At 57.6% G+C, this 26,796-nt stretch carries 31 protein-coding genes; 28 read left to right on the forward strand and 3 right to left on the reverse strand.

Annotated features, from left to right (window positions below; all coding sequences use genetic code 11):
- Window positions 1-155: 155 nt before the first annotated feature.
- The 27 genes from ABIE29_RS01215 to ABIE29_RS01345 all read left to right on the forward strand — a co-directional run bounded on the left by ABIE29_RS01215 (window position 156) and on the right by ABIE29_RS01345 (window position 22,778).
- On the forward strand, window positions 156-665 hold the full coding sequence (locus tag ABIE29_RS01215) for a hypothetical protein (RefSeq protein WP_429616393.1): 510 nt from the start codon (window positions 156-158) through the stop codon (window positions 663-665).
- 130 nt (window positions 666-795) lie between these two features.
- Window positions 796-1,494 (forward strand): fimbrial biogenesis chaperone, encoded by a 699-nt coding sequence (locus tag ABIE29_RS01220; RefSeq protein ID WP_429616395.1) that lies wholly within the window; start codon window positions 796-798, stop codon window positions 1,492-1,494.
- An 8-nt stretch (window positions 1,495-1,502) separates the two neighbouring features.
- Complete coding sequence (locus tag ABIE29_RS01225; RefSeq protein WP_429616397.1) at window positions 1,503-2,120, forward strand: fimbrial protein; 618 nt, start codon at window positions 1,503-1,505, stop codon at window positions 2,118-2,120.
- A 211-nt stretch (window positions 2,121-2,331) separates the two neighbouring features.
- Window positions 2,332-2,841 (forward strand): hypothetical protein, encoded by a 510-nt coding sequence (locus ABIE29_RS01230; RefSeq protein ID WP_429616399.1) that lies wholly within the window; start codon window positions 2,332-2,334, stop codon window positions 2,839-2,841.
- A gap of 31 nt (window positions 2,842-2,872) precedes the next feature.
- Window positions 2,873-3,559 (forward strand): fimbrial protein, encoded by a 687-nt coding sequence (locus ABIE29_RS01235; RefSeq protein ID WP_429616400.1) that lies wholly within the window; start codon window positions 2,873-2,875, stop codon window positions 3,557-3,559.
- Window positions 3,560-3,576: 17 nt separating this feature from the next.
- Window positions 3,577-4,236: a hypothetical protein gene (locus ABIE29_RS01240; RefSeq protein WP_429616402.1), complete on the forward strand. Its 660-nt coding sequence runs from the start codon at window positions 3,577-3,579 to the stop codon at window positions 4,234-4,236.
- A 71-nt stretch (window positions 4,237-4,307) separates the two neighbouring features.
- Window positions 4,308-5,006 carry a fimbrial biogenesis chaperone gene (locus ABIE29_RS01245; protein WP_429616404.1) on the forward strand — a complete coding sequence of 233 codons (699 nt, stop codon included), beginning with the start codon at window positions 4,308-4,310 and terminating at the stop codon, window positions 5,004-5,006.
- Between the two features lie 451 nt (window positions 5,007-5,457).
- Window positions 5,458-6,228 carry a fimbrial biogenesis chaperone gene (locus tag ABIE29_RS01250; protein WP_429616726.1) on the forward strand — a complete coding sequence of 257 codons (771 nt, stop codon included), beginning with the start codon at window positions 5,458-5,460 and terminating at the stop codon, window positions 6,226-6,228.
- 81 nt (window positions 6,229-6,309) lie between these two features.
- Window positions 6,310-9,075 (forward strand): fimbria/pilus outer membrane usher protein, encoded by a 2,766-nt coding sequence (locus ABIE29_RS01255; protein WP_429616406.1) that lies wholly within the window; start codon window positions 6,310-6,312, stop codon window positions 9,073-9,075.
- 133 nt (window positions 9,076-9,208) lie between these two features.
- Window positions 9,209-10,600 carry a hypothetical protein gene (locus ABIE29_RS01260; protein WP_429616408.1) on the forward strand — a complete coding sequence of 464 codons (1,392 nt, stop codon included), beginning with the start codon at window positions 9,209-9,211 and terminating at the stop codon, window positions 10,598-10,600.
- A complete protein-coding gene (locus tag ABIE29_RS01265) occupies window positions 10,600-12,279 on the forward strand; it encodes an O-antigen ligase family protein (protein ID WP_429616410.1) in 1,680 nt (559 codons plus the stop codon). The genes ABIE29_RS01260 and ABIE29_RS01265 overlap by 1 nt, the downstream gene beginning before the upstream one ends.
- 76 nt (window positions 12,280-12,355) lie before the next feature.
- Window positions 12,356-13,468: an FKBP-type peptidyl-prolyl cis-trans isomerase gene (locus ABIE29_RS01270; RefSeq protein WP_429616412.1), complete on the forward strand. Its 1,113-nt coding sequence runs from the start codon at window positions 12,356-12,358 to the stop codon at window positions 13,466-13,468.
- Window positions 13,469-13,797: 329 nt separating this feature from the next.
- Window positions 13,798-14,682 (forward strand): MipA/OmpV family protein, encoded by an 885-nt coding sequence (locus tag ABIE29_RS01275; RefSeq protein ID WP_429616414.1) that lies wholly within the window; start codon window positions 13,798-13,800, stop codon window positions 14,680-14,682.
- 85 nt (window positions 14,683-14,767) lie between these two features.
- A complete protein-coding gene (locus ABIE29_RS01280) occupies window positions 14,768-15,595 on the forward strand; it encodes an acid phosphatase (RefSeq protein ID WP_429616416.1) in 828 nt (275 codons plus the stop codon).
- Between the two features lie 10 nt (window positions 15,596-15,605).
- The gene (locus ABIE29_RS01285) at window positions 15,606-16,430 is read left to right on the forward strand and encodes a hypothetical protein (RefSeq protein ID WP_429616418.1); all 825 of its coding nucleotides are present in this window, start codon (window positions 15,606-15,608) and stop codon (window positions 16,428-16,430) included.
- 3 nt (window positions 16,431-16,433) lie between these two features.
- The gene (locus ABIE29_RS01290) at window positions 16,434-16,556 is read left to right on the forward strand and encodes a hypothetical protein (protein ID WP_429616420.1); all 123 of its coding nucleotides are present in this window, start codon (window positions 16,434-16,436) and stop codon (window positions 16,554-16,556) included.
- A 129-nt stretch (window positions 16,557-16,685) separates the two neighbouring features.
- Window positions 16,686-17,099, forward strand: a complete 414-nt coding sequence (locus tag ABIE29_RS01295) for a CaiF/GrlA family transcriptional regulator (RefSeq protein ID WP_429616422.1) — start codon at window positions 16,686-16,688, stop codon at window positions 17,097-17,099.
- Window positions 17,096-17,530, forward strand: coding sequence for a hypothetical protein (locus tag ABIE29_RS01300; protein WP_429616424.1), 435 nt, complete (start codon window positions 17,096-17,098; stop codon window positions 17,528-17,530). Before ABIE29_RS01295 ends, ABIE29_RS01300 begins: the two co-directional genes overlap by 4 nt.
- A 206-nt stretch (window positions 17,531-17,736) precedes the next feature.
- Complete coding sequence (locus ABIE29_RS01305; RefSeq protein WP_429616426.1) at window positions 17,737-18,288, forward strand: hypothetical protein; 552 nt, start codon at window positions 17,737-17,739, stop codon at window positions 18,286-18,288.
- 158 nt (window positions 18,289-18,446) lie between these two features.
- Window positions 18,447-19,232, forward strand: coding sequence for a LuxR C-terminal-related transcriptional regulator (locus tag ABIE29_RS01310; protein WP_429616428.1), 786 nt, complete (start codon window positions 18,447-18,449; stop codon window positions 19,230-19,232).
- A gap of 17 nt (window positions 19,233-19,249) precedes the next feature.
- Entirely contained in the window at window positions 19,250-19,513 is a 264-nt protein-coding gene (locus tag ABIE29_RS01315) for an ANR family transcriptional regulator (protein ID WP_429616430.1), read from the forward strand.
- Window positions 19,514-19,523: 10 nt separating this feature from the next.
- Window positions 19,524-19,985 (forward strand): CaiF/GrlA family transcriptional regulator, encoded by a 462-nt coding sequence (locus ABIE29_RS01320; protein ID WP_429616432.1) that lies wholly within the window; start codon window positions 19,524-19,526, stop codon window positions 19,983-19,985.
- Between the two features lie 6 nt (window positions 19,986-19,991).
- Window positions 19,992-20,807 carry an EAL domain-containing protein gene (locus tag ABIE29_RS01325; protein ID WP_429616434.1) on the forward strand — a complete coding sequence of 272 codons (816 nt, stop codon included), beginning with the start codon at window positions 19,992-19,994 and terminating at the stop codon, window positions 20,805-20,807.
- Window positions 20,804-21,136: a Dabb family protein gene (locus tag ABIE29_RS01330; RefSeq protein WP_429616436.1), complete on the forward strand. Its 333-nt coding sequence runs from the start codon at window positions 20,804-20,806 to the stop codon at window positions 21,134-21,136. The genes ABIE29_RS01325 and ABIE29_RS01330 overlap by 4 nt, the downstream gene beginning before the upstream one ends.
- Window positions 21,133-21,486, forward strand: a complete 354-nt coding sequence (locus tag ABIE29_RS01335; protein ID WP_429616438.1) for a YcgJ family protein — start codon at window positions 21,133-21,135, stop codon at window positions 21,484-21,486. Before ABIE29_RS01330 ends, ABIE29_RS01335 begins: the two co-directional genes overlap by 4 nt.
- A 150-nt stretch (window positions 21,487-21,636) precedes the next feature.
- Window positions 21,637-21,858: a DUF1214 domain-containing protein gene (locus ABIE29_RS01340; RefSeq protein WP_429616440.1), complete on the forward strand. Its 222-nt coding sequence runs from the start codon at window positions 21,637-21,639 to the stop codon at window positions 21,856-21,858.
- A 122-nt stretch (window positions 21,859-21,980) separates the two neighbouring features.
- Complete coding sequence (locus tag ABIE29_RS01345; protein WP_429616442.1) at window positions 21,981-22,778, forward strand: hypothetical protein; 798 nt, start codon at window positions 21,981-21,983, stop codon at window positions 22,776-22,778.
- A 181-nt stretch (window positions 22,779-22,959) separates the two neighbouring features.
- Here ABIE29_RS01345 and ABIE29_RS01350 read toward each other — a convergent pair whose 3' ends face one another.
- Both ABIE29_RS01350 and ABIE29_RS01355 read right to left on the reverse strand, forming a co-directional pair.
- Window positions 22,960-23,652 (reverse strand): Crp/Fnr family transcriptional regulator, encoded by a 693-nt coding sequence (locus ABIE29_RS01350; protein WP_429616444.1) that lies wholly within the window; start codon window positions 23,650-23,652, stop codon window positions 22,960-22,962.
- A gap of 22 nt (window positions 23,653-23,674) precedes the next feature.
- A complete protein-coding gene (locus ABIE29_RS01355; RefSeq protein ID WP_429616446.1) occupies window positions 23,675-24,364 on the reverse strand; it encodes a Crp/Fnr family transcriptional regulator in 690 nt (229 codons plus the stop codon).
- 318 nt (window positions 24,365-24,682) lie between these two features.
- Between ABIE29_RS01355 and ABIE29_RS01360 the strand changes: the two genes are divergently transcribed.
- A complete protein-coding gene (locus ABIE29_RS01360; protein ID WP_429616448.1) occupies window positions 24,683-25,279 on the forward strand; it encodes a tyrosine-type DNA invertase in 597 nt (198 codons plus the stop codon).
- 443 nt (window positions 25,280-25,722) lie between these two features.
- Here the strand turns inward: ABIE29_RS01360 and ABIE29_RS01365 are convergent, their stop codons facing one another.
- Window positions 25,723-26,403 carry a Crp/Fnr family transcriptional regulator gene (locus tag ABIE29_RS01365; protein ID WP_429616450.1) on the reverse strand — a complete coding sequence of 227 codons (681 nt, stop codon included), beginning with the start codon at window positions 26,401-26,403 and terminating at the stop codon, window positions 25,723-25,725.
- Window positions 26,404-26,796: the final 393 nt, after the last annotated feature.

Genomic DNA, 26,796 nt, shown 5'->3' on the forward strand with positions numbered 1-26,796 from the left:
TCTGTCGTTGCGTTGTAATACCCCGGGGGAGTCTCTCTCCCGGGGCGTTCCAGGAATGGATGTCGTCGAGGGAAATGGTGATGAGGTGTGTGCTATTGCGGATATGTACTGCTGCCCTGACGGCCCTGATAACGTTTCATGGTAGCGCGGAGCCGGTGACGGTCAGTTTCCGGGTGTCAGTCAGTGAACAGACCTGCGATATCCGGTTTACCCCTGCCAGTGATGGACCGGAGGCGTCTGCTCACACGGTGGTGCTGGGGCAGTTTAGTCGGGGGGATTTCGTTAGTGACCGAGTGCGCCTGAAAGGGAATGATGCCTTGGTCATGCGTTTTCCTGAGCGTGAATGCGCGGGCAAAAACCTGAAGGTGAGGGTGGACGGTCCGGCAGCTCAGGGAGCGAAGGGGCGAAACTGGGGTGATGCGCACCGTGAACTGGCCTGGGGCTTCAGACTGAACTGGGAAGAAAATGGGGTGTCGGGACGCTACCCACTAACCCCGTTCTTTAATACCTTGGCCCTCACTATCCCCTCAGGGCGGCAGCAGAAGGCCGGAAGTGGTATCCACACGGTGGTGCTGCGACCCGAACTGAGAACCTGGGACCACCGGCGCGTGGTGACAGGGACCAGTCTGTCGGTACCGCTGATATTTTCTGTGCTGTATGAGTGACCGGATACCGGCCCCGACAGCAAGCATGATTCATTTTGCCGGCGTAAAGGCGATTCGGATAACGAATAAGATGACAACAGACAAAACGGTTCAACAAACGAAAGGGCAGAGACTGAGGCAGTTCCTCAGAATGGCTGGGGTGATAGCCATGCTGGCGCTGATGGCTCCGCTCAGTCCAGCCCAGGCCTTCATGCTGGCAAAGACGCGTGTGGTACTGCCGGAAGGGGCTGCGGTACCTGTGCCGGTCATCAGCGGCAAGGGGGATGATGTGCTGCTGATACGCTCACGGGTGTCTGCAGGCCTCCAGGACAAGAAGGCAGTGAGTGGTCTCATCGTGTCTCCGCCGCTGTTTCGTCTGGAAAAAGGCGCGACCGGGGTGGTCCGTCTTCAGGCTGCTGCGCTGCCCGGTATGCCCGTTGACCGGGAAAGTGTGATGTATTTGTCGGTAAGCGGCCTGCCGTCCTCCCAGCGTATGGCGCCTGGTGTAGGGGTTGTCAGCGGTGGGATGGTTGTGGCCATGGGGCTTGAGGTAAAAGTCTTTTATCGCCCGAAGAGTATGAGCGGGATGACGGCTGAACCCTGGAAATACCTGACGGTGTCCCGGGTGCCTGGCGGCGTGAAAGTCAGCAATCCTACGCCCTTTCATCTCACTTTCCAGCAGTTGTCGGTGGACGGGCATCCTGTCCGCTTTGGTGACAATGTACCGACCATGCTACCCCCCTTTGGCAGCCAGGTTTACGTCTCTGGCAGCGTGGTGAAAAAGACGCTCAACTGGACTGCGGTGAACGACCTGGGTGGGAAGGAAAACGGTACGTCTGCGGTGCAATAGGAGGGAGAATGTCAACAGCAAGAGAAGCGGCATTCGTAACATCAATTTTGTTCCGGATGATGACGGGCGTGACGATGTTGTACCTCAGCACCCTGACCGGAAAGGTGTTTGCCCAGGAGGCAAGACTGCATGTCCAGTCAAACTTGAGAGCGTCGAACTGCGAGGTACAAGTCGGGGAGGAGAATAAGGTGTTGGTGCGCGATGCTATCCCGGCAGAGTTTGCGACCGTAAACACGGCCGGGATGCTGGGGTTTCAGGTAAGGCTTACCAACTGTAATGGCGTTAAAGCAGGCTCGATCTTCAGTATCAGGGTTAGTGGGGACACGTTAACGGGCCATCCGGATATTTTTAATAAAAACGCCGGGGATGACGTGGGCTTTATGCTGAAAGAAAATCCAAACGGGACAACGAATTACTGGCCAGGGTCGAAGGAGACGTTTTATACCGACCCGGGGACGGTGACAGCTGGCAGCGACACTTGGACAGGTACGAAGATAGGGGAAGACGATCCGCAGGACATCCGTTTGAACTATTTCGTTGGCGTGGTGACCCCGACACCTGGGGCTGTTGCGCCAGGACCCCGTGTTGTGAATGCGGAAGTGACGTTTTCATTTGACTACCGTTGAGGTCACCATGGCAAATAAAAGAGTGCGAATGACAGGGGGGGCCTCCGTCGGGTTCTTGGCGGGCATAGCCCGGATGGAGGGCTTGAAGCTGCTCGGGTTGTCAGCCGTGATATCCGGCGGTGTGTCAGCCGCCCCAGTCATACCCGCCCCAACGAGTGCCACTATTACGGTTACTGGGACCGTCGAGGCCCCGACCTGCAAGGTGATGATTGTGAAGCCTGGCGGCGGCGATGTGGTGACAAACGACCTGGCGATAGAAGAACAGCAACAGCAGAAAGTGATGAATGGTGGCATTTATGGATTGACCCCGTTTACGTTGTCACTCACGGAGTGCTTCGGCGCAGGTGCCCCCGAAAACTACAGCCAGACACCGGGGATTAAGGTGGACGGCGAAACGACGACTACGTCAGATTATCTGTTTCGTGTATCTACCGGGCAGAACCAGGCCGATCCCCGTTTCGGCTTTGTGGTCCGTACTGAGGACGATACCAGCGGCAATACGCCGTCCTGGAACGTAAACAAGCAGGCGAAAAAAGGCGAGGTGGTGAGTACGAAATTCACCACGCAGCAGCTTTTGAACGACAACAACGCGGACAGAAAGACGGTCAATTTCTGGGTGGGTCTCAGTTGTGGCGACACCATAATGTGCAACGCTGGCGCCCCTCCGACTCCAGAGGGGGTCTTGGATGCGAACATCCTTTTTTCATTTGAGTACAAGTGAACGTCCTGAATACGGCGTAAGGGAGGAGGAAATGAAAAGAGAAGGACGGAAAGGGATGAATGTCATCCTGGCGGTGGTGTTGTCACTGATCGGGGGGACCGTCAGCCCTGCAGTACTCGCCGACAGCGATACGGTCAATCTGACGTTTAACTATACCGTGCTGCAGGGCACCTGTGATGTGACGGTGGGCAGTGACGGCGTCAACGGTTTGCTGGCCTTTCCAGATGTATCGGTAACCGGAACGACATTGCCGACGAACTGGGGTCCCCTTGCCGGGTCCAGCAGCGTGCAGGTTTTTAGCGTGAGGCTGACAAAATGTGCCGGACAAGCGGCGGCGGGGAAATCGCCGGGTCTGGAAATCAACGGTGACACGGACAGTTCGGCGGGGGCTAGTGCTGACAGCAAAATGTTTTTGTTTGTGAACAATGCAGCCCCGTCGCCCGGTGATGCCAAAGGGTTTGGTTTTGTGATCACCAAGGACAATGTTACGCCGGCGTCGAATTATAAAAACAGCCTGATCGGGGACAAAAACAAGGGGGTGCCTGCGTCGCAGCGCTACATTGCGATCCCCAATAAAGGTGCCGGTACGGCGGTGACCAGCGACACCACGGTACCGCTGAAAGCCTATATCACGTGCGGCGATAAATGTAACACGGTGAGTAGCCTTAAAGCGGGCGACCTGCGGGCCAGCGTCACATTTCACTTTCTCTACCACTGAAGGGCCGGAACATGCGGATGAATACACTGAACGTAAAAAAGGCCCTTCAGTGCCTGAAGCAAGCTCCCGCTGCCCGAGTGGCGCTCTGTCTTGTGCTTGGGGGGGGGCAAGTATCTCTGCAGGCGGCCGACAGCAATACGCTGAACATGACGGGCAAGGTCACCGCCACAGCGTGCACGATTAAACTGACGCCTCAGGGAGCGATTACCCTTCCTTCCACGAGTGCCGGTGAAATATGGAAGAAAACTGTGAAAGTGCAGAATGAGCTGACGAAGGTCACTCTGACACTGGAAAACTGTGGTCTGGGCACCAGCAATGTGACGCCGACGCTTAAGTTTGACGGCACTCTGGCGGATAACGGTGACTTTACGGCTAACGCCTCATCGTTGGGATATCGCTTCCGGAATAAAGGGGCTGCCGGAGGGACTGCCAAAGAGTTTTTTATTGCCGTGCTGAAAAAAAATCCGCTGACGGCATGGGATTCAAGTAATGCCTACCAGACCACTGACCCGCTGGTGCTGACGACCCCTGCCCTTGGAAAGGGAGACAGCGGGATGAATACCTCATCGACGTTCTGGCTGGGGGTGGCTGCAGGAAGTTCATCACAGACTAAACCTGCCAATGCCCGGGCTGGCACAGTGATTGCCGATATTAAGGTGAAGTTGGAATACAAATAAAGACAACCGGCCCGGCTTTGCCGGTGTGCGGATACGGGAAGAGCGAAATCATACGGGGGGAGGGAAGGGTGATGAAAGAAAAGATAATGGTCTGGTGTGTACTGATGGTGATAGCCAGTCCGGCGCTTGCCGGTGTGGGGTTCTCCCGCAACCGGATGGTCTACCCGGAGGGCAGTCAGTCCATCAGCCTGAAGGCCACCAACAGCGGGGATAGCCCCTACCTTATTCAGGCCAAGGTCACGAATGATACGGATGGTCGGCAGCCGGCACCGTTTCTGGTGACGCCGCCCCTGCTCCGCCTTGACGGGCAGAGTGAGGCGATGATGCGCATTATGATGACGGGAGCGAACCTGCCTCGCGACCGGGAGTCGGTATTCTATTTCTCGGGACGCGCCATTCCGTCGACAGCACCGGCTGAGGCGGAACCCGGAAAGTTGGGGGCGAGTGTGTCCCTGTCGATGCGCAGCGTGATGAAGGTGTTTTATCGCCCGAAGGGGCTTTCGACAGCTCCGGAGGACTCACCTGAAAAAATGACGTTCAGCCGGGCGGCAAAGGGCGTGCGGGTGAAAAATCCGACGCCTTACTACCAGTCCTTTGCGTTCCTGACCTTTGATGGGCAAGAGCAGGACCTGGACAGTCAGCCCTCAATGGTACCGCCGTTTGGTGAGCTCGTGTTCCCTGCCTCGGATGCGGTGAAGTCTGTGAGTTGGCGGGTGATGAATGATTACGGTGGCACGACGGAGCTGAAAGCACAGCATGTGCAGGGATAAGGGGACACCGGCGGAGGGCGAGAAGAAAACGATACACAACCTTAAGCACCGTGAAATAAACAGTCACGGCGACATAAACAAACGATAACAACAAAAGAACCACACAGACAAAGAATAACGTTAATAAAGAATAAAAAAGAATAACGCAGACAAATAAAAAAGCGCGGTAGAGACAGGAAATAAACCGTTCTGCGGCAAACGCAGTCCCCGTGCGTGATACACGGGGACACATGACCACCGAACTCAGATTTTTTTACATTCTGGCCAGACCGGAACGGGCACCTTTACGCCTGAATCGGGTGACAGACAGTAGCAGCGGGTGGGTTCACCTTGAATAAACGGGACAATTAGCATGCAACTAACAGCAGGGCAACAGGGGCGGGGGACGATGTTATCCCGGTCAGGAGAATACTCCAGAGGATACCGTAATCGGTACAGGATGAGCGTGCTGATGCTGTTTGCCGTGTTGTCGGCGTTGGGCGTCAGGGCGCAGGCGGAACAGAGTAACAGTCGCTTCCCGGGTTTTGGACTGAGCCTGCCCCGCGTGGTGGTTTCGGTGGATGATCCGCAGAGTGCGCGTATCTACGCGGTCAACAACTCTGAAAACGTCTATCTGGTGCAGTCCCGCATCTGGCTGGCGGACGGGGCGACCGGTTTCCCGGTGGCGGACAAGCCCGGCACGCCGCGTGCGTCGGTACCGTTCATGGTTACACCGCCGCTCAAGCGCATCGAGAAGAATGGGGTGTTGCCGCTGCGCATTCTCACCCTGCAACAGGCGGCATCACTGCCAAAAGACCGGGAGTCCCTGTTCTTCCTCTCGTCGAAGGCCATCCCGGGCACGGACAAGACGAAAGCCAAGGATGTCGAGGAGAACAGCGGTGCGCGCCTGTCCCTGGCGCTGCAGAGTTACATCAAGCTGTATTACCGTCCGGCGGGCCTGGGCGCACATGCCATTTTTGACGGTGGCGTGGCGGACAAACTCTCGTTCAGCCTCAGCAGTGGTCGCCTGAGGGTCATCAACCCCACCCCTTATTACATCACCTTTGGTCTGCTGACCGTCGCTGGCAAACCGGTGGATGCCGACAGCCGCCGGGTCATGGTGCCGCCGGTGGGCAGCCATGACTACCCGCTGCCGGTGGGGGTGAGTAGCGGAGAGGTGACCTGGCAGGTGATTGACGAATTTGGCCTGATGACTGACCTGAAGCGCCAACCGCTCTCCTGAGTCATCAGTCCATGCCATACGCACACAGATAACCGACGTAACACCAACGACCTGAATCATATCAATAAGAGTGACGGAACAATGAAAAACATTCACGCAACCGGGGCTGCTAACGGGCACCGGGCCGAAACGCCAGTCCATCCCCTGACCGGGTTGCCGATGTGTTTTCGCGTCCGTCCAGTACTGGCTATGCTGCTGCTGACCGGCAGTTGTAGTGCCGTGCAGGCAAAAGACTACTTCAACCCGGGTTTCCTGGATGACGGCAGCGGTCAGACGATTGACCTGTCCGCCTATGAAACAGCCGGTGGGGTAGTGGAAGGTACCTACCTGGTGGATATCTGGATGAATGGCAAACAGGTCAGTACCCGTCAGGTGCACTTCAGCAAGGTGGCTGATGGCAGCGTGATACCGGAGCTCACGCCTGACATGCTGAAGGCGATGGGGGTGGCCACCGATCGCATTGAGACTCTGAAAGGGGTGGCAGTGGACAAGCCGGTAGGTGACCTGAAGACGGCAGTGCCTGGGGCGACGGTGGAATTCAGTATGGCGACGTTGCGCCTGGACCTGACGGTGCCTCAGGTGGATATGCTGGAGCAGGCCGACGGCACGGTGGACCCGTCACTGTGGGATGAGGGGGTGCCGGCGGGGATGTTCAGCTACATGCTGAGTGGCTCACGCACCAACATGGATGGTCAGTACGGCATGGAAAACAGTACCTCCGACAGCCTGTTTGGCACGATTAACGGTGGTCTGAACCTGGGTGCCTGGCGTCTGCGCTCTACGATGACCGCCAGTCGGTACAAAAGCAGTGGCAATGGCAACGATACGACAACGAGCACCACGGATTTCAGCAATACCTACCTGCAGCGTGATATTCAGCGTCTGCGTGCGTCGCTGCGTGCCGGGGAAAGCTCCACGGGCAGTACGGTATTTGACTCGGTGCCGTTTCGCGGGGTGCAACTGACTTCGGACGACAGCATGGAGCCGAGCTCGAAGCGCGGCTTTGCGCCAGTGGTGACGGGGATTGCTTCCACGACCGCCCGGGTGAGTGTGCGCCAGAACGGTAACCTGATTTATGAGACCACGGTCCCACCGGGGCCGTTTCGCCTGACAGACCTCTATAATGCCGGCAATGGTGAGCTGGAGGTGACGGTCACGGAGGCAGACGGCACAAAGCACGTCTCCACGCAGAACATCTCCACCCTGAGCGTGATGAAGCGCCCCGGGGCGGTGGAGTATGAGGTGACGGCTGGACGTTACAGCGGCAACGACAATGTTTTTCAGGGCAGCCGCGACCCGCTGTTTGCGCTGGCGACGGCCACGGTGGGTCTGCCGTGGAACATGACCGCCTACGGTGGCGTGTTGACGGCACAGAAATACCAGTCTCTGGCGATAGGGCTGGCGATCTCTCTGGGGGTGATAGGTGCTGTGTCGCTGGACAGCACCCTGGCACATGCCCGTGTAGATAATGAGAAAGAGGGGGAGCCAGACGAGACCAAGAACGGGGCGGCCTTCCGCGCCCAGTATGCCAAGACGGTGGATGAGACGGGGACCTCGGTGAATGTGGCAGCCTGGCGTTATGCGACCCGTGACTTCCTGAGTTTTCAGGACGCGGTCACCAGCGGGTATAACCTGCAGGACGGTCAGGCCCCGTGGCTTGCCGAGCGTCGTCGCAGCTCCTGGCAGGGCAACCTCAGCCAATCGCTGGGCAGTATCGGCTCGGTTTTCCTGCGGGCCTCGCGGGATGATTACTGGAACTCTGACCGGGTGGTGAACACTATCGGGGCGGGGTTCAGCAGCAGTATCAAGGGGGTTAACTACTCCTTGAACTACAACGAAGACCACACCCGCTCAACGGATGATACCTGGCCGGTGAACCGCCAGGCGTCGCTGAGCCTGTCGGTGCCGTTCAGCCTGTTTGACCCCAAATGGGAGGCGGTGCGCAACATGAACGCCAACTACAGCATCTCGCACGACAACCGCGGACGCACATCCCAGCAGGCGGGGCTCAGCGGTTCCTTTATGGACAACCGGCTCTCCTGGAGTGCGAGTCAGGGTCATGACAACCAGGGGGGCGGTACCAACGGCAACCTGTCGACGAACTGGAACGGCGGGCGTGGCAGCTTCGGGGTAGGGTACGGTTATGGCCCGAACACGAAAACCTACAGCGGCTCTGCCAACGGTGGGGTGGTGCTCCATCAGCATGGGGTGACTTTCACCAACATGCTGGGTGATGCGATGGCACTGGTTGAGGCCCCGGGTGCTGGCGGCATGAGGGTGGGCAATACCACCACGGACAGTCGTGGCTACGCGGTGGTGCCGTACCTGCAAACTTACCAGCGTAACCAACTGATTCCAGACACGACCACGTTGCCCGACGGCGTGGAGATGCAGGACATGAGCGCCACGGTCTACCCGACCCGCGGCGCTCTGGTGGTGGCGAAGCTGCGCACCCGCGTGGGGCGTCAGGCGATGCTGACCCTGAACATCGGTGACAAGCCAGTACCGTTTGGGGCGATGGCCTCCCTGCCGGGTGAGGATGCGGACAGTGCCTCCATCGTCGGTGACGACGGCATGCTGTACCTGACCGGGGCGCCGCAGAAGGGCACCCTGCAGGTGAAGTGGGGCAACGGCGTGGACCAGCAGTGCCAGGTCAGTTACGACCTGGGTGAACTGAAAGCGACTGACAAGGACAGTGCGCCGGGCATGAACATCGTGCAGCAGACGCTGATCTGTCAGCCGGTGGCAGGCGTGAGCGCGCCGCTTCCGGTCACACCGGGTTCGTCTGGCGCGACAAACACCACAGCTACAACCGCTGCTGCTGACACAATGACAACAGCAGATTGAGGTGGCCGAACTTGCAGGTGGCGACTCTGTTTGCCTCCTGCATGGCGCAGGTAGACACAGAACACTAAATAATCGGGAAGGTCATGACCGCAGATGACATGACTTTTCATCAGAAGAAGTAAGGAGTAACACCATGACGCTGAACGACAAGATACAGACCAGCCGCGCCCTCAAGGGCGGTCATACGCGCATGGCGCTGGCCTGGCAGTGGCTTTATGAGCGGTGTGCGCGGTTACCGGTGCGGAAGCAAAAAAGTACCGAATTACAGGAGCATGCACGGGTGTCGACATACTGCAAACGCTGGACAATCTGGGCGTTTTGTATCCTGCTGGTATGGGGGCCGACAATCTGTAAGGCTGACCGGATAGTCTACGTCCTGTCAACCTCGATCCCCCCAAATAGCGTTCTTCCTGGCGGTGACTTCGTGAGCGACTTCGCCATCCCTTCTGCATCATGTTCCGGCGACTGTGACGTGAACCCAAACGCATATTTGTACCTGACCGCCGATGATAACACCGCTGGCACTGCTGTCGGCGCGTCTCGCGGTGGGGCTAAATGGGGGGTGGCAGTGCCTGGGCTATCCCCTACAACATATGGCATATCAGTACCCGAAAACGGTGTATACATGGTGCCCGTGGGGGGCACTATTACACGGCAGGCTGAAAGTTACGTGGACTTCGGTGGTGTCAATGGATGGGTCACGTGGTCCTTCACGGCCGACTTCATATCTAATACCCCAGAGCTGGTAAAACTAGCATCTGTACAGAAAATATCGGGTGCCATGTGGGAACAGGCAGTTGGGCCACATCCAGACATAAACAATATACAAGTAAAGAAGGGCTATATCGCCTTTATCGGGCCTGACTCGACCAAATTAAAAGATCGCGCCTACTACAATACCAGCAAGACCTTGACGACCGGCTCCCTCATCTCTCGCCTCATTGCGGGCCCTTCGGCGAAACCTGGTGTAACCAAGTTGACAAATTTGCAACTCCGGGATTATCGAACGACAAAATCTGGTTCCATAAATAAACCCACGTCAATTGTTACCGCCGGACTAACCTGCACGCTCGGTCTTGGTGGGGCTGATATCATTTTGACCTCGGATGCCAAACCGTCCAGCAAATCTGGTGATATTGTGGGTAAGTCGACCGGCCAGGAGATGGATCTGAAAGTCACCTGCGCCCATACGAACACCAGTGGCATAGTTCTACCCATCGGGTTCACACTCAAACCTGCCGGGGGCGGAACCGTCGAATCTAACACCAAGCTGATGTATAAGGCGGATCAACCTTCCTTCTACATGCTCTTTACTCGTGATGCTAAACATACCTGTAATGCAAGCGACTCGAGCGTGATAAAACTTGATGGTGTCACGAGCACACATATCACAGACATTCCTGTGGGACAGGGGTTAAACGCCACTGTCATCCCCCTGGGGGCGACATTGTGCACTTCAGGAACCCTTGGTCAGAAACCGGGGAGCTATACGATGTCCGTGACTGCGTCCATCGTGAGTTACTAATGAATACCTGCTTGCTGTTTCTGTTCAGTGTACACCGCAGGATACAGAGGTTGTGGTCAAACAACATGGGGGCCAGGGGCTACTTAACCATCCCGATAGCGGGCAGTCTGCTGCTGACACTGCCATTGCTGTGGGTGCCGGGCTTTCCGTTGCTCCCCTGGGAAGCCTGGTCGCGGGTGGTTGTGCTGTGGTTGGCGTTCGGGATGATGGTTCTCCTGGTTCGGCGGCCTGCGGGCGTTTTTGATACCGCCGATTGGCTGGCAGCAGGTGTGTTGGTCGCGGCGGCACTGGCTGTGGCCTGTGTACTGTTGTGGCAGGTGCATCCGGCCCTGACCGGGACACGGCGTCTGTTGGAAATGGTGCCCGGCGGGCGGGCCAAGGGGCTGTTCGGCCAGCCGAACCTCACCGCGTCCTTCCTTGCCACGGGTGTGCTGCTCTGTACGCACTTACTATTTACCCATGCTGGACGGCATCCCTGGCATCTGGCAGGAACGAGCCTGTTGGTGGCAGTTATGACCGCCGCCATGACCCTGACCTTCAGTCGAACCGGCTGGCTTGGCGTGTGGACGGGTCTGGCAGCCCTCTCGTGGCTGGCCTATCAACGGGTCGGTTGGCGGGTTCTAATCCCCGGGGGCTGCGTTGTCGCGGGCTGGGGGGGGATGATCCTACTCTTGTGGCTGCACGGCGGGTCGGCGCGGGAAGTCCTGAGTGCGGACACCCCACGCACCCAGATCTGGCATGCCACCTGGGCACTGATCAAGACCCATCCATGGGCCGGTATCGGTTACGGGCAGTTTGCGCACCGTTTTCCGGACGGACTGGCGATGATCCACCAGGTGCAGATAGATAAAGCCATGATGCCTTACCCGCACAATGAGCTCCTGCTCTGGTGGGGTGAAGGCGGTCTGGTGGGCCTTGCCGGGATGGTTTGTTTTATGGTGTGGGGTGTGAAATTGCTGCGAAACGGTCTGCGAGTGAGCGCGCAGCGTGGAGGCTATGGTGCACCCGGAACGGCCGGGCCCGGTTGGCTGCTGTGTCTGGCTCCGGTGCTGGTCCACAGTTTACTGGAATACCCGGCCTATCAAAGCCCACTGCATCTCCTGCTACTGGTCTTGCTGCCGGCTCTGGCCCTGCGGGAACAGGGGGGAATGACAGAGGCCGCCGCGGGGACAGACCGGGATGTGCAGCCCACAGCGCCGTGCGGTGCGGGCGCCCATGCCGGGCCGGCCTTCTCTGCGTTGTGGGGCTTGACGCGCCGCCTGCTGGTGTGTGGTGTCGTCGTGATGACACTGTGGTTTTGCATCACGGCCATGTGTATTGAGGCGGGCCGGGTACAGGTGAATGCGACTGGGGGAGCGGAGGCAGGGTTTCTGCTGTCCGCTGCACGCCTGAACCCCTGGTATGCCCCGGAGCGGGTGGGGTATCAAGAGGCGATGCATGTGCTGTACCGCTACAACCAGGACCGGTTGCCTGCGGACCCAGCCTTGGATAGACAATTGCTGGCCACTGCTGCGGCATACCTGAAGCGCTATCTGGCGGTCTACCCGGACCCGAATGGCTGGAAAATGTACCTTGACACGCTGTATCTGATGGGTGACACGGGGGCTGGTGATGCCGCGCTGGCGCAGGCCCGGCATGAGGTCGCCTGGGACCCGCGGTTTGCCCCCGGGACCTATTAATCTGTGTCTCCCACAGGCTACTCAGGACGCCGGTGGGAGCAGAAATGACATGCAATACCAGACAGAGGATTTATGGATGACGAAAGTAAACAGACCAGATGCACAATACGCCCGGCAGCCCCTGCGCCTGGCCGCACTGACCGTGGCCCTACTGAGTGCAGGCACGGTGATGGCCGCGCCCGCTGGTGAAACCCTGCCCGTGAGTCCGGCCACGGTGGCGCAGGCGTCGGGTGAGGTGGCGGGCAGTGCGACGCTGCCTGCTGACCAGGCAGCAACCCTGATTGCCACCTTGCAAAAGCAACTGATTGAACAGCAGGAACTGCTGCGCACGCTGCAAGAACGTATGGTCAGCACCGCGCCAGCCGCAACCACCGCGACACCGGATGTCGCTGTGCCAGCACCAACCATCTCAGCGTCTGCGGCACCAGCTCAGTCGGTTGCTGAGCCCGCGACGTCCTCGGATACCGTTAATTCGGACGTACATGAGGCCGCTTCTACCTCGGCAGTTACCCCACCGGTGCAGGCCGACGCCCCAGCGTCCAACGCCATTTCTGAGTCGTCCGATGCGCCGCAGACTGCCGCACAGCGTCAGGCTTATGCCAGCGGGGTGTCGGTGTGGCGCGAAATCGAGTCCTCGATGACTGCCCAGCGCAGCATGGGCATTGAGCTGGACCCGGACTGGGTGATGAAGGGGCTGAATGATATGGCCGCCCACCAACCGCTGAAGATGAGCCGCGAGTCGGTGGATACCATCATGACCACGCTCAACGAGATGTATATGGAGAAGGCTCGAGAGGGGCGCGAGCGTCAGCAGACCCTGGGGCGCGCTTTCCAGTCGGCCTTTATGAAAGAGAAGGGCAGCTCGCGCGACGCCGGTAGCCTGTACCGCATTGTCGAGGCGGGTAAAGGCAAGCGCATTACCGCCTCGGACGTGGTGACCTTCACCGTGACCGGCAGCCTGCCAGATGGCACGGTGTTTGATGGTAGCGGCGAAAGCGGCCAGTCCAAGACCGCCAAAGTCGGCGCGCTGATGCCCGCAGTGGCCATCGGCCTGCAAAAAATCGCCCGTGGCGGCCATATCAAGGTGGTGGTACCGCCAGAAAAAGGCTACGGCGATGCGGGTCTGCCACCGACCATTCCGGGCGGGGCGACGCTGATCTTTGACATCACCGTAGCCGATGCGGGGTAAGCAGTCACTTGCGCATTTAGGGGGAATAGAAAAGGGCCAGACTTTTAATTAATTACGACATCGCACGGCGGCACTGACACACCAAGAGTTATTTCAGCTGAGGTTGGTTTTAAAAAACCACTCATCGGCAGGGGACTGCTGCGTCCTTTTTTCGGGCAAATGGAATGGTCGCAGCGGCCAGGTTAATTCGCAGGTGGCTGAAAAGTAGATAGAAAAAAAGTTTTCGAGTGGCCAACTGGCTACACGGGTAATACACCGGGAGAGCGGCAGCGTATTTCAGCCGCGCCTGAACAGTGAACAGGCATGAATAACACTAAGGAAGAAAGACCATGAACGTGAAATACCCCTATAGCGCGCTCCACGGCGTATTGCTGGCCGCGAGCTTGATGACCGGTGCGCCGCTGTGCGCCCAGGCTGCCGCCCCTATCGATGAGGCAGATGGTACCGCAAGCCCCTCGCAGCAGGCGTCCCACGACGCGGCCCCATCCATCCAGGTGGGCGGTGGTGTGGCCGTCAACCCGTTGTACGAAGGTTCTTCACGCTATGAGGCGTTTCCCTCACTGGCGCTCAAAGCGGTGATCCCGACGGAACATTGGGGAAAGTTCACTGCGGCGTTTCCTGAAGGGCTGCGCTGGGACCTGCCGAATCTATCCGCCTTCGGCGTCGCGCTGTTGGTCGGTTATGACCCAGGTCGCAAGGAAAAAATCCGTACCCTGGGGGGCAACAACCACTACCTGCGTGGCATGGGGGATTTGGACAGCACCGCTCTGGTCGGGGCGGAGGCGTACTTGAATCTGTCGGCGGGCCGCCTGTTTGTCCGCGGGTTGCAGGCCACCAGCAAGCGTGACTACGGCGGCAATGACCTGGGGCGCACGGCTTACCTGGAGGCGGGGGTCGCCAATTCCCTGCCGCTGGCCGCCAACATGACGCTGGAGTCCGCACTGTACGGCACCTGGAGTGACCGCCACGACATGATGGCCCGCTTCGGGGTTACCGGTGAGCAGGCGGCCAACAGCCGCTTTAACGAGTACCACGCCGGTGGCGGCATGCGGGATGTCACCCTCAGAACCGCGCTGACCGTGCAGGTCCAGCCCCATGTGGCGCTGCAAGGCGGGTTCAAGCTTTATACCCTGACCGCTGGTGCCCGCCATAGTCCGCTCACGGATGAAACCATGGGAGCCGGGGCCTTCTTGAACGCACTCTACCAGTTCTGATCGCCCGGGTTGGTCTGTGTGCGGTTTCTGCCAGGTGCCGACACGCAGCCCAACCCACAACATCAACGACTTTAAGGGGAAAAAGATGAAACGTACTTGTCAGACTCTCTGTCTGTTGGCCCCCCTGGCGGGGCTGTTGTGGTCCGGTCTGGTTCTCGCCGAGGGGGCAGCGCCGACGGTGACCGACCCGCATTTTAAACTTGCCCCAGGGTATTTGGCCCCGGAGAACCTGCCCCTGCGTCTGGCCCTGCTGGGCGCACCTCCGGCAGAGGGGTCCGCTGCACTGGCCCGTGACGAGGAGGCGCACCGCGCCGCGCTGTCGCTGAAAGGCTCGGCGCGCGAAAAACTGGCCGCCACGGATGCAGAACTGGCCTTCCCGGCTCCGGCCAACGCCTTTGCCTGCGCCCTTGGGACTGACATCAGTGAAAAACGCACTCCGCACCTCTACACCCTGATGCAGCGGGTGTTGACGGATGCGGGTGGCTCGACCTACGCCGGCAAGAATGCCTGGAACCGTACCCGTCCGTTTGTGGTGCATGGTGAGGGGACCTGTCTGAAATCGATGGAGCCCCTGCTGCGTACCGACGGCTCCTGGCCGTCCGGTCACTCGGCGGCGGGGTGGGCCTGGGGGCTGATTCTGGCGGAAGTGCAGCCGTCGCGTGCCACTGAAGTCCTGGCCCGTGGGCTGGCGTTTGGTCAGAGCCGCGTTATCTGTAACGCCCACTGGCAGAGTGACGTGGACGCCGGGCGGCTCACGGGGGCGGCGACCGTTGCCACGCTGCACGGCAACCCGGCATTTGAGGCCGATCTGGCTGCGGCAAAGCGCGAAGTACAGGCGGCGAATCAGGCCGGCCAGAAGCCGACACCGGAGTGTGCGGCTGAACGCGTGGCCCTGTCTCTGACTCAGCATTGAGGAGGTTGTGATGATGCATCGTCTTGAACCGAACTTGCCCTCCCAGCGCGGGCGTGTCTGTCTGGCTCTGCTGGTCGCTGCTCTGGCGGTGAGCGCCAGCCAGCCCGTGAGGGCGGTCGAGGAGCCGGTATCGCCCTCACTTTCGGCTGCCGCGGCAGACAGTGACAGTTGGCAGTTTAGCGGTGGTCCGTACCTGTGGGGGGCGGGGATCCGTGGCTATGTAGGCAACCGCAACACCGGCAGCACCTTTATGAAAACCGATTTCGGCGACATTGTCCGCAACCTGGACGTGGCGGTGATGGCCATGGGGGAAGCTCGCAAAGGACCGTACAGCTTGCTGGTCGACCTGATGTACATCGAAACCACCACCCGTAGCGACCTGCCCGCGGACGCGGGGGCTGAACACCTGGATATCGACAGCAAAAGCTTCACGGGCTTTATGGGCGGCAGTTACACCGTGCTCGGTGATGAAACATTCCGGCTGGATATCGCCGGGGGCGTGCGCGGCTGGTACAGCGGCAGCACGCTGAGCCTGCACGACGGGCCGCAAGGTGGTCTCTCGGGTTCGGACCATGCCACCTGGATGGATGCTCTGGTCGGGTTGCGCGGGCAGGTAGCGCTGAGTGACCGAGTCTGGCTGTCGTCCTGGGGGCTGGCTGGGGGCGGTCAGGCCCGGGCGGACTGGGACGTGGCCGGGTTGGTGGGCTGGGATTTCATGCCGGGCTTCTCGGCGGTGGCCGGTTACCGGGCGATGGGGGTGGACTACCGCCATGACGGCTTTGTTTACGACATTGTCCAGCAGGGTCCCCTGCTGGGCATCAGCGGGAGATTCTGAAACATGAAAGCACTGAAAGCGCTGAAAAAACGCGGTTATCCCATCACATCCATTCTCCTGCTGGTGCTGTGGTTTTTGGTGATGGGCGCGATTGTCTTTGCCTTGGCCCTGATGGTGCCAGTCTAGGGGCGCCAAGGTGAGCACTCGGGGCGTGGCACCTAACCAACAGCGTATGGGCTGCGTCACGCCGGCGGATAAAAAACAGATGGTCTGAGCGGGCGGGATACGGCCAGCACAGGTCAACGGGAGCACAAAATGAAAGGCATAACAGTTAACTCAGACAACGTTGTTGCGCCGGATACGCAGGCACCGCCTGAGTCTGCACGCTTGCCTCCCTTGTGGTTGCAGGTGGCGCAGTGGTGCTTGCGGTCGGGGGAGCCTGCGACACGGCTGGCTATCGCTCAGGTGTTTGGTCTGTCGCTGCGCCAGGCGGCGGACATCATGCTGTATATCACGGCCCGGCGTCCGGATGTGGTCAGCGCCCGGCGGGTGGTGAGGGTCTCTGCGGGGGGGATACGGACCGCCATGCTTGAGGTGTCCGCTATCCGCGACGAGATGATGCCGCAACGTGGCGCAGTCTCTCGCCCTCGGAGCAGGCGTAGTTCGGTTTTCACTGCGGAGGTGCGTGCGCTGGCGCTGGGCTGGAGGGGGCGAGGAGAAGAGGGATGACCACCCTCGGGTGGACCCTGGTCGGGGAGTTGGTGCTGGCCCCGATGCTGGCCCTGAGTACGCCCCCTTGGGCGGGGCTGATCATGCTGTTGGTACGGATGGTGCTGAGCCTGCTGTTTTTGCTGGTGGTGCGAACGGTGATCCTGGTGTGGCTGGCGCGTTGGCGCAGGCGTTCAGACCCTGTTCCTCACGCGATGACGGGCTGGGTGATGCCGTTGTTGGTGGTCGGCCTTGGCCTGCTGCTGATCTGCAGCACCGATCGGGGCGTCGTCGATCATCTGTTTCAGCAGGTCGATCAGGTGTTGATGAATGGCCGGTTTGCCCCTGCGGCACCCGAACTGGGGGCAGCATCCTGGTATGAAGTGCTCAATATGCCTGAGCAGGGGGATCACCCGCCCAGACATGAGGGGAAGCACCCCGGGGATGAGTAAGGCACGGTGCAGAGATGTCGGGCTTGCCGGGGGCAGCTCTTTCTGGCCGGTTCGGGTCTTTTGTCCGACGGAGGTTCTGTGGATCACGGGAGTACACAGCCGCCAGCGCAAACTCGCGCCAGCGGTACCGCAACAAGCAATCAGTATGGCAAGGGCTGTCTGACGCAGGAAGGGCAACTACGGTGCTGCCAGCAGGGAGCACCAGAATGATACGGAGCATCATAAAAAGGGTCGTGGTGCTGCCATTGCTGCTGCTGGCGGGTATACACCATCCCCTCGTTCGTGCAGGTAATCATGCCAGCCGGGAAGCCCGTATCACCTGGCACTACCCGCACGCGCGCCTGATTGTCGACTGTTCACTGCCCGTCGGCACCGTGATCACCAGTGTGACGCTGCCGTTGCCCCCCGGCGTGCCGCCAGGGGACAGTGCCCTGAGCACGGGCCAGGGCGAAATACTGGACTGGACGCTGCTTGCCACCAGTTTGCCGGGGCTAAGCGTCAGAGCGGTCCTCGACCGCAACGTGGTCAGTGGGGGAGGCGATGGCGGCCAGCGTACCGGGCTGCGGCTTGAGTTGGTACGGGAAGGCCCGGTGCGGGCTGGTTGGCTCAGCGTGCCGGACCCGGTGTTGTGGTGGAACGTCACGGATGCCGTTACTCATATCCGGCTGTGGCGGGGGCGCATCCTGTGGCAAGGACGAATGAAAATTGAAACGGAACAAGATGATGTGGACACGACGGGGCGCGGCGGATGCGCCTAAACCAGAGAGTGACCGAAGGCAGGCTGTCCGTGAGGCGTTGGTATTTGTGGTGGCCTTCGTACTGTGCGTGGCACTGAGTATTGTGCTGATCGCCAGGTTCTGAAGGGCCGTCGTCGTTACGCAGAGCGTGTAGGTAATCGCCAGAGAAAGGGGAGTGTATGTCCAATAAGGAGCCAATGGGGCAAGTGGCCCGGAGACCCAGTATTACAGCAACGTTACCGGCATTGCCGTCTATGCCACTGGCAAGCTCATCAACCCGGCGCAGACGCAGACTGGTGCCATGGCGGGTCGCGGTGGTTGACGGTTGCCACTATGGGCGTGTGGGATTGGTCGCCGCGCTACAGGGGGGGCCGCACTGGGACGGCCTGAAACTAAGGCCAACGGGGGTAAAAGATCTCGGGGCACTGCATAGGCATTGGGTGACGGGCAGAGCCTCGTATGACGGATTACAGTTTGACTGCATGGTGGTGCGCCTCCCCGCTGACCCACGAGCGGCATTGAGCACTCTGCTCCAACTGGGGGCGCCTGGTATGCCGTTGGCGCTGGCCGAGCGTCTGGTAGTGCTGACCGCCCTGACGCCGGAGCTGGTGTTGCGGGTGTTGAATCGGGTCGGGGTGCGGCTGTGGGTACGCGTGTTGGACGATCGCCTGCCGCTGGCGGTGCTCTGTCGGGCCGTGTACCCCCAGGACGAATTATACGATCCGGACATCATGGCCTGGTCGGCGCTGTTGTTGGCCGATACCGGCACCCCGGAGTTGTCGAGCCGGGAGCGGGGGGTGTTATGGCAATGCCTGCAGATGGTGTCGGTCCATGCGCTGGCTCGACGCCTGGATATCAGTAGCAAGACGCTGTACACCCAGCGGCAGGGCGCCTTGAACAAGTTGGGGGCTGCGCATCTGAAAGTGTTGCTGAGACAGTTCCGGGTATTGCCCGGCAATGCATAGAGTAAGGAACAGTGGTGATGGAAAAAGATCGGGATCATGACGATATCGGCGATGTGAGCGCATCGCTGCAGGTGTTACTCGCACAGCCGACCAAACGGGATCAGTACCATGCGCTCAGCCGGTCGGCGGCGATATTGGAGCGAGGGAAAAACTACGTAGCGGCGTCACAGCAGTGGCTGGCAGCGTCCGATTTGGCCACGGCCAGCGTAGATCGCCATTGGTGTGAGGCCCGTGCCCATCTGTGTGACCGGCTGATGTTGCTGAGTGGCTACACCAAGTAAAGGGGAAATCATGATGGCAACACAGGAGCAAAATGCCGGTGCGGTGGTCGCACCTGGCCAGTCTAATTACGGTGAATATACCCTGCCCGCGTTGTTGCAGGACCTGGGCGATCCCCCTCTGTATCTGGCGGTGGCGACCTGGGGCTGGCGGTTGGGCCGGCCATTCTGCCGGGATGAGTTGGCGCAGACCTTCAGGATAACATTGCAGCGTGCCGGGGATGTGATGTCGTATATCCGCCGGGCCGATCAGGAGAAAATACGCAGTCGCCAGAGTTACGAACGGGTGGTGAATGGAGTGCGCCGCCGCTTTCTGCATATCGTGGCGGAGCCGAATATGACCGTGAAGAAGGCGGTGAAGGGCAAGTCTGCGGTGGAAGCGGCAGCGGGTTTACCGCAGGGGGAAGGGCAACTTTCGGATGCAGGGCTGCAGGCATTACGCCGCTGGTTCCTGATCCGGCCGAATCCAGGCTGACAGCTTATGAGGTGTCCTTTTTTCAAGAACGTGATAACGCGCTACCGGACCCGCCAACTGCGCAGGGCGCTGGCCCGTGGCGACATCCGGGCCTGGTATCAACCGATGGTGACCGGGGCGCAAGGGCGCATCAGCGGTTGTGAGGTGCTGGCGCGTTGGCATTTGCCTGGTGGCCGTATCCGCGGGGCAGAGCGATTTATCGCGCTGGCGGAGGAGCAGGGGCTGATCGTGCCAATGACCCGTATTTTGGTTCGTCAGGTCTGCCGTGATTTGGCGCGGATGCAGACTTGGTTACCGCAGGGTTTTGAGGTTTCGGTCAATCTGAGTGCCGCCCATGCGGGATCGGGGCAGTTCTTGCAGGATTGCCGTCGGTTACAACGGGCGCTCGCGAGCCGGGCAGGCAGGGTGACGGCGGAGGTGGGAGAGCGGGCGGCGTTTTCACAGGTTCCTGGTGGCCGCCAGTTGTTGCTGACTCTGCGGGAAGAGGGGATACGGGTGATGCTGGATGATTTTGCTACCGGCTATCAGGGGATGAGGGAGTTGGAAACGTTGCCGGTGGATGGATTCAAGATAGATCGGGAGCATGTACGCGAACTTCCCGGCGGAGGGGCGGTGCCGGTGGCGGAACTGATGATCCGCCTGGCGCGCCTGATGTCGCTCGACGTCGTGGCTGAAGGCGTAGAGACCCAGGCCCAGCATGAATGGCTGCTGGCACAAGGGATCAGCCAGCAGCAAGGGTATTATTTTGCGCCGCCATTGCAGGCGGACAGGCTGGCGTTGTATTTGGCGACCGGGGTATTTATTCAGGGGACAATCGAATGATCCGCCATATTTTGTTTATTACGTTTCACGCATCGGCAACCCATCAGCAGATTGAATCTGTGCGGCAGGCCTTTCTGACTCTCCCCCAACAGATTATCGGGGTGCTCGATGTGGAGTGGGGGCAGAACGACAGCCCGGAAGATAAAAACGCCGGTTTTAGCCATTGCGTGCTGATGACCTTTGCCGATGAAGCCGCGCGTAGGCGCTACCTGCCGCACCCGGCCCATGAGGCGCTGAAAGCGATATTTAAACCGGTGCTGAAGGACATTATCGTTCTGGACTATATCTTGGCGGCAGCGCAATCCATTTTTAAGGGCAATACACGATGAGTAAAAGAATCAACATCATGCTGGTGGCCGCGCTTGGGCTGGCGTCGTTTGCTGGCACGGCCAGTGACCACCAGTTGCGCTTTCCGGCAGCGGGTGTGGTTTGCGACGCGTATTTCTGTGCTGACGCCGCAGGCGTCTCTGAGAGACTCACAACCCGATATCTGGGGGAAAATAAAGGCCGGCAGTTGGTGGCACATGGCCGATTTGACCGCACCGCGTTTACCTTTGACAACGGCATATTCTGCAACGTGCGTGCGAGGGAGTGTCGTACGGATCGTTACTTTGGCGCAGACGGTAAACATTCCGGTGCCCTGGACAGGATCACCACCGATTGGTTGTTCAGGCGGTAGTTACCATCCGCTGGCTGGGGGATTTAAAAAACGCACATCCCATTTACATTCTGAATTATTTTGACGGCTTTAAAATGATGGGAAAACGGTTTATCGGCTTATTGGTTGGATATGTCCCAATTAAGAGCTTCTGGTCCGTGAGCGTTTATAATGCAGCCGGTTACTTCGAGAAAAAAAACCTATAACGCCTATTCGTTAAATAACCTCACGGCTACACAAAGTGAGGATGGTTCGATTGTGATCCAATTTGGTGGTTGCGACGGCAAGATTGCCAATTGTCTGCCGACGATGCCTGGTTGGAACTATACGGTCAGGCTTTATCAGCCCGACGATGAAATTTTGAATGGTCAGTGGCATTTCCCAGTGTCGTAGTGAGCGGTTCGGCTTGATAGGAGTAACTTCCTTGAGGGCGGTGAATTTATAGACCTCGACAAGGCTGGTATTTGAACGCTGCCGTGGTCAAGTATTGATAATTCTGAATTTTTGAGGCTATTATGAAATTTAAATTACGTTTGGTTCTGATAGGGGCTATCGGGCTGGTTGGCTCTTTGTCTGCAGAAGCAGAAGAAGCAGAGTACGCCAAGAAACTGGCCAATCCTATCGCTGCATTGGTCAGTGTCCCATTTCAATTTAACTACGATGGGGGTTATGGCCCCGAGAATGGCACTAAATCTGTTTTAAATATTCAGCCTGTCATCCCATTTTCAATAAATAAAGATTGGAATGTTATTTCTCGTACGATTCTGCCGATAGTTTCCCAGCATGACGCAGTAGGCAAATCTGGAAATCAGTCGGGGTTGGGGGATATTACACAGAGTTTATTCTTTTCTCCAAAGGAACCCACCTCTAACGGGCTTATCTGGGGGGTAGGGCCTGCGTTTTTGATACCTTCGGCCACGGACTCCCTTTTGGGCGGAGAAAAGTGGGGAGGCGGACCCAGCGTGGTGTTACTGAAGCAAGAAGGCAGTTTGACCTATGGGGTACTTGCTAATCACATTTGGTCATTTGCAGGAGATCGGCAGCGCCGCAACGTCAATACAACCTTTTTACAACCTTTCTTTTCTCATACCACCACGGATGCCTGGACGTTCGGAGTAGATGCTGAAAGCTTGTATGACTGGAATGATGACAAATGGAGCGTTCCTGCCAATTTTACAATTTCAAAAATCGTAAAACTGGGTTCGCAACTGGTGAGCTTTCAAGTTGGTGCACGTTATTGGGTGACTGCTCCTGAATATGGGCCGAGTGACTTGGGTTTTCGTGCGGGCATAACGTTCCTATTTCCCAACTAGTCAGGACTTTATTTTCCCATATGGCGGCTATGACGGGTGGTACGCCATACTTGAGCTGATACGGCCACGTTGTCGCAGGATGAGTCGTGGAGGTGGGGTTTATTTGCGCATTGGGCACCTATATCAACGAGAAAAAGCTACCCCACCTTGAGATAATGATGCAGTGCGTGATGATGGTGGCTCAACCTTCTATCGCGTCTTTTTCTGCATGTTGGCGTAACGCCACCGGATTGGTAACGGTGATGGAACGATAGCCCGTTTCCACCCATCCTCGTTCAACAAACTGTTGGATCACACTGTTTACCTGCTTACGGGAGGTATTGGCAATAATGCTGATATTTACCTGGGAGAAGGCGATCGGTGCATGGGTCACCCAGGACATGCGGTGTAATGCCGAGGCAATCCTGGAGCTGACATCTTTTTTCTGCAAGTCGTGCACGATGCGCAACAGTGAATCTGTTGACAGAATCGAAATCACCCCGAACGCCCGGATGTCGTTAGGATGTTCGGCGGTCATGTGCTCCATTGTTTCCAGTGGCACATGCAACATCCATGATTCATTCTGTGCAACCAACTCAAACCGGCGTGGTTTACCAGTCATGAAACTGTCCTCACCCATCCAGTCTCCGGGTACGGCGATGTCAATCAGTCGTGGCGTGGCGTAGGGGGGCGCTGTCTTGATGATAATCATGCCTTCGACAAAGCCGTAGATCCCTCCCAGCGTATCGCCGGGGCTAAAGATGACCTGACCGGCGTTATATTTCACCAACGATGCATGCTGTAACAGCCGGAGCCTGAAGGCTTCAGACATATGAGACAACCAGCCGCGCTGGCTCATGATGCTTTCTGCATGTTTGCGTGACATCTGTACCATGACTTTCCCCTTCCGCGATAAATTAATCCGTAATGTCTTTTTCTGCGAACTGCCGTAATGCCGCAGGGTTGGTGACGGTGATGGAGCGATAAGCTGTCTCCACCCATCCTTGCTCAACAAAATGCTGGATCACGTTGTTCACCTGCTTCCGGGAGGTATTGGTGAGGATGCTGAGGTTTTCCTGAGAAACGGTAACCGGGGCGTCTGTCGTCCAGGATATGCGATGCAGCGCGGAGGCAATCCTTGAGCTGACACTGTTTTTCTGCAAATCATGCACGATCCTCAGCAGGGAATCCCCCGCAATAATCGAAATCACCCCGAACGCCCGCATGTCGTTGGGATTTGCCGCAGACATCTGTTCCATGGTTTTAATCGGGACGTGCATCACCCAGGTTTCACTCTGCGCGAGCAGCTCAATCCGCCGCTGTTGCCCGGTGAGGAAGCAGTCTTCCCCCGTCCAGCCACCTGGCACCGCGATGTGGATCAGCCTTGGCGTGGAATCCAGAGGGGCGGTATTGACGATCACCGTACCTGCCACCAGCCCATAGATCCCACCAGGCGGATCGCCAGGGCGAAAAATGATCTGCCCAGGTTCATATTTCAACAATTGGGCATGTTGCAACAATCTGACCCTGAATGGCTCGGGCATATGAGACAGCCAGCCTCTTTCACAGATCAAACGTTCGGCAGTCTCACGCGACATCTCTGGCATTTTTTTCCCCAATTGTCCGATTTGACACAGTGTGCAATGAGAAAGTTAGGTATTAAATACCTATTAAGCAAGCTAAAAATGAGTTAAATCCTAGGTCAAGGTGAGTTTCAACCCGGTTTGACCGGTAACCCATGGCTTTATACATAATTTAAATATGCGTATTTCAGGGTGGCGGTTTCTTTGTGTCCAACATCAGGGGGGAGGATAAACCTGGAATAAGCCCGTCTGCAGTAGGGATCACCAGGGAACTGCTTATGTGATGCAAAAGCAGAATAGCAATTATTTTAAAGTGAATATTTATAACTACCGGGGGTAATTATGAAAGAAAGATTATATCTGACACGCCAGGAAATGAGCGGGCTAATCAGAACGGTCTATGGAGGGACGAACGGTGTGCGGGATTATTGCATGCTACTGATGTGCTATCTACATGGGTTCAGAACCAGCGAATTGACCGGGTTGAAACTGGAGGACCTGGATTTATCCGGTGGGCGGATATGCATTCGACGTTTGAAAAACGGCTTCAGTACCGTCCATCCGATACATCCACAGGCCAAACGTGCGTTGGTCTTGTGGCTGAATGTACGCAGTAAGATGGCCAGTATCCATGGGATGCCCTGGCTATTCGTTTCCCGCAAGGGCGGGCGGTTGTCCCGGCAGCGTTTTTACTCGCTGTGCCGGGAGTACGGGCGCCTGGCTGGGTTGCCGTTCGATGTCCATCCGCATATGTTGCGTCATGCCTGTGGCTATGAACTGGCTGAGCAGGGTATGGATACGCGCTTGATACAGGACTATCTGGGGCACCGCAATATCCGTCATACGGTGCATTATACGGCAGGTAATGCGGCGCGCTTTTCCCGGCTATGGCAGGGGGAAGTCCTCTTCGAACCCGACAAAGACAGTACTCTGTTTTAGATCCTTGTGTTATTTCTAAAAAAATAATGATAAGTTTTATATTTCATTATGAGTATTATATTTAGCACCATACCTGGGTTTGATTAAAAATCTGAATGTAATTTTTGCCAAAAAATGATGATAGTGATGGGCAAAAAAACGCAATTTTTCCATCAATGATGACAGGGATGTCTTATCTCTCCTTGCGTTATAGAGTTTCTCTATGCAAGCCTATCCATTTGTTGGATAGGCGCAGGCTTTTTATCGCCAATAGATTTACTACGCTATCTATCCAGCCGGTTAATAAATTAATTTTACCTACCATAAGGGAGGCTGAATTAATTATGCCCAAAGATGGCGACGACGGGCCGTAAAGCTAAATTGGATAAAATTCACATCAGTTAATATCGGATGGCAGAAGCCGGTACTCTATTCACCGCATACAGGGCCAGCCAAGGCGCCTGTTACGGCTGCTCTGCGTGTTGGCGTAACGCAGAAGGATTGGTAACGGTAATAGAGCGGTAACGGACTTCTACCCAACCGGCTGCCACAAACTGCTGAACAACGCTGTTGGCCTGCTTACGGGAGGTATTCGCAATGATGCTGAGATTCTCCTGGGAAACGCAGACCGGCACATCGCTGGTCCAGCACATGCGATGCAGAACGGAGGCGATCCTGGCACTGACGCTTTTTTTCTGCAGGTCATGCACAATTCTGAGCAGGGAATCCGATGCCATCACTGAAATAATGCCGAAGGCCCGAATGTTTTCTGGATCGGCCTGTGCCATCTGCTCCATGGTTTCCAACGGAACATGCATCACCCAGGTTTCGTTCTGTGCCACCAATTCTATCCGCCGCGGTTGTCTCGTCAGAAAGCTGTCTTCACCCGTCCAGCCGCCGGGCAGTGCGAGGTGGATCAGCCGCGGTTTTGCATCAGGGGGGGCCGTACTTACGATCACCGTGCCAGCGACCATCCCGTAGATGCCCCCGGCGGGATCGCCAGGCTGAAAGATGACCTCGCCAGCGTCGAATTTCAACAGTTGGGCATGTTGCAGCAAACATTTCCTGAAGGTGTCAGGCATTTTCGACAGCCAGCCTCGTTGGCAGACGATATGTTCTGCGTTTTCCCGCGACATGTGCGCCATGCTATCTCCCTGAGTGTTCCACTGGGTCCTGAGTCGAGTGTTCGGAGCGTGAGCCTCTATTGTAATCCATCAATGTCGAGGTGCGAAAAAAAACGCTTGTATGCGATCTGGCTCATCAATTCTGCCATGGCATCTCTGATGCTGTTACTGCCCTGTCCACCAGATTGCCTGGCCTGAAAATGCATTTAACCAGGAAACCCGATGAGTGGGTAATTGCTTGAAAAATGATCGCGCTGTTAACATTTAGAACCAAACTGACTACTCTTTTTTAACCTTCATGCCTACGCAAAAGCAGCAGGATGGTTGAGCGATCTTGCTCTCCACACAAGCCTGCTGCGCTCGCTTTTTTCTGCAATATCCACCTCTGAATTCTCGATTATCAGACCGCCACTG

The organism is Serratia sp. 2723, assembly GCF_050434425.1.
Taxonomy (GTDB): Bacteria; Pseudomonadota; Gammaproteobacteria; order Enterobacterales; family Enterobacteriaceae; genus Chania.

Excerpts from the sequence above, each read along its gene's own strand:
- ABIE29_RS01220 (WP_429616395.1), top strand. The coding sequence starts at position 796 with ATGGCTGGGGTGATAGCCATGCTGGCGCTGATGGCTCCGCTCAGTCCA.
- ABIE29_RS01225 (WP_429616397.1), top strand. The coding sequence starts at position 1,503 with ATGTCAACAGCAAGAGAAGCGGCATTCGTAACATCAATTTTGTTCCGG.
- ABIE29_RS01235 (WP_429616400.1), top strand. The coding sequence starts at position 2,873 with ATGAAAAGAGAAGGACGGAAAGGGATGAATGTCATCCTGGCGGTGGTG.
- ABIE29_RS01240 (WP_429616402.1), top strand. The coding sequence starts at position 3,577 with ATGAATACACTGAACGTAAAAAAGGCCCTTCAGTGCCTGAAGCAAGCT.
- ABIE29_RS01245 (WP_429616404.1), top strand. The coding sequence starts at position 4,308 with ATGAAAGAAAAGATAATGGTCTGGTGTGTACTGATGGTGATAGCCAGT.
- ABIE29_RS01250 (WP_429616726.1), top strand. The coding sequence starts at position 5,458 with ATGCTGTTTGCCGTGTTGTCGGCGTTGGGCGTCAGGGCGCAGGCGGAA.
- ABIE29_RS01255 (WP_429616406.1), top strand. The coding sequence starts at position 6,310 with ATGAAAAACATTCACGCAACCGGGGCTGCTAACGGGCACCGGGCCGAA.
- ABIE29_RS01260 (WP_429616408.1), top strand. The coding sequence starts at position 9,209 with ATGACGCTGAACGACAAGATACAGACCAGCCGCGCCCTCAAGGGCGGT.
- ABIE29_RS01265 (WP_429616410.1), top strand. The coding sequence starts at position 10,600 with ATGAATACCTGCTTGCTGTTTCTGTTCAGTGTACACCGCAGGATACAG.
- ABIE29_RS01270 (WP_429616412.1), top strand. The coding sequence starts at position 12,356 with ATGACGAAAGTAAACAGACCAGATGCACAATACGCCCGGCAGCCCCTG.
- ABIE29_RS01275 (WP_429616414.1), top strand. The coding sequence starts at position 13,798 with ATGAACGTGAAATACCCCTATAGCGCGCTCCACGGCGTATTGCTGGCC.
- ABIE29_RS01280 (WP_429616416.1), top strand. The coding sequence starts at position 14,768 with ATGAAACGTACTTGTCAGACTCTCTGTCTGTTGGCCCCCCTGGCGGGG.
- ABIE29_RS01285 (WP_429616418.1), top strand. The coding sequence starts at position 15,606 with ATGATGCATCGTCTTGAACCGAACTTGCCCTCCCAGCGCGGGCGTGTC.
- ABIE29_RS01290 (WP_429616420.1), top strand. The coding sequence starts at position 16,434 with ATGAAAGCACTGAAAGCGCTGAAAAAACGCGGTTATCCCATCACATCC.
- ABIE29_RS01295 (WP_429616422.1), top strand. The coding sequence starts at position 16,686 with ATGAAAGGCATAACAGTTAACTCAGACAACGTTGTTGCGCCGGATACG.
- ABIE29_RS01300 (WP_429616424.1), top strand. The coding sequence starts at position 17,096 with ATGACCACCCTCGGGTGGACCCTGGTCGGGGAGTTGGTGCTGGCCCCG.
- ABIE29_RS01305 (WP_429616426.1), top strand. The coding sequence starts at position 17,737 with ATGATACGGAGCATCATAAAAAGGGTCGTGGTGCTGCCATTGCTGCTG.
- ABIE29_RS01310 (WP_429616428.1), top strand. The coding sequence starts at position 18,447 with ATGTCCAATAAGGAGCCAATGGGGCAAGTGGCCCGGAGACCCAGTATT.
- ABIE29_RS01315 (WP_429616430.1), top strand. The coding sequence starts at position 19,250 with ATGGAAAAAGATCGGGATCATGACGATATCGGCGATGTGAGCGCATCG.
- ABIE29_RS01320 (WP_429616432.1), top strand. The coding sequence starts at position 19,524 with ATGATGGCAACACAGGAGCAAAATGCCGGTGCGGTGGTCGCACCTGGC.
- ABIE29_RS01325 (WP_429616434.1), top strand. The coding sequence starts at position 19,992 with ATGAGGTGTCCTTTTTTCAAGAACGTGATAACGCGCTACCGGACCCGC.
- ABIE29_RS01330 (WP_429616436.1), top strand. The coding sequence starts at position 20,804 with ATGATCCGCCATATTTTGTTTATTACGTTTCACGCATCGGCAACCCAT.
- ABIE29_RS01335 (WP_429616438.1), top strand. The coding sequence starts at position 21,133 with ATGAGTAAAAGAATCAACATCATGCTGGTGGCCGCGCTTGGGCTGGCG.
- ABIE29_RS01340 (WP_429616440.1), top strand. The coding sequence starts at position 21,637 with ATGCAGCCGGTTACTTCGAGAAAAAAAACCTATAACGCCTATTCGTTA.
- ABIE29_RS01345 (WP_429616442.1), top strand. The coding sequence starts at position 21,981 with ATGAAATTTAAATTACGTTTGGTTCTGATAGGGGCTATCGGGCTGGTT.
- ABIE29_RS01350 (WP_429616444.1), bottom strand. The coding sequence starts at position 23,652 with ATGGTACAGATGTCACGCAAACATGCAGAAAGCATCATGAGCCAGCGC.
- ABIE29_RS01355 (WP_429616446.1), bottom strand. The coding sequence starts at position 24,364 with ATGCCAGAGATGTCGCGTGAGACTGCCGAACGTTTGATCTGTGAAAGA.
- ABIE29_RS01360 (WP_429616448.1), top strand. The coding sequence starts at position 24,683 with ATGAAAGAAAGATTATATCTGACACGCCAGGAAATGAGCGGGCTAATC.
- ABIE29_RS01365 (WP_429616450.1), bottom strand. The coding sequence starts at position 26,403 with ATGGCGCACATGTCGCGGGAAAACGCAGAACATATCGTCTGCCAACGA.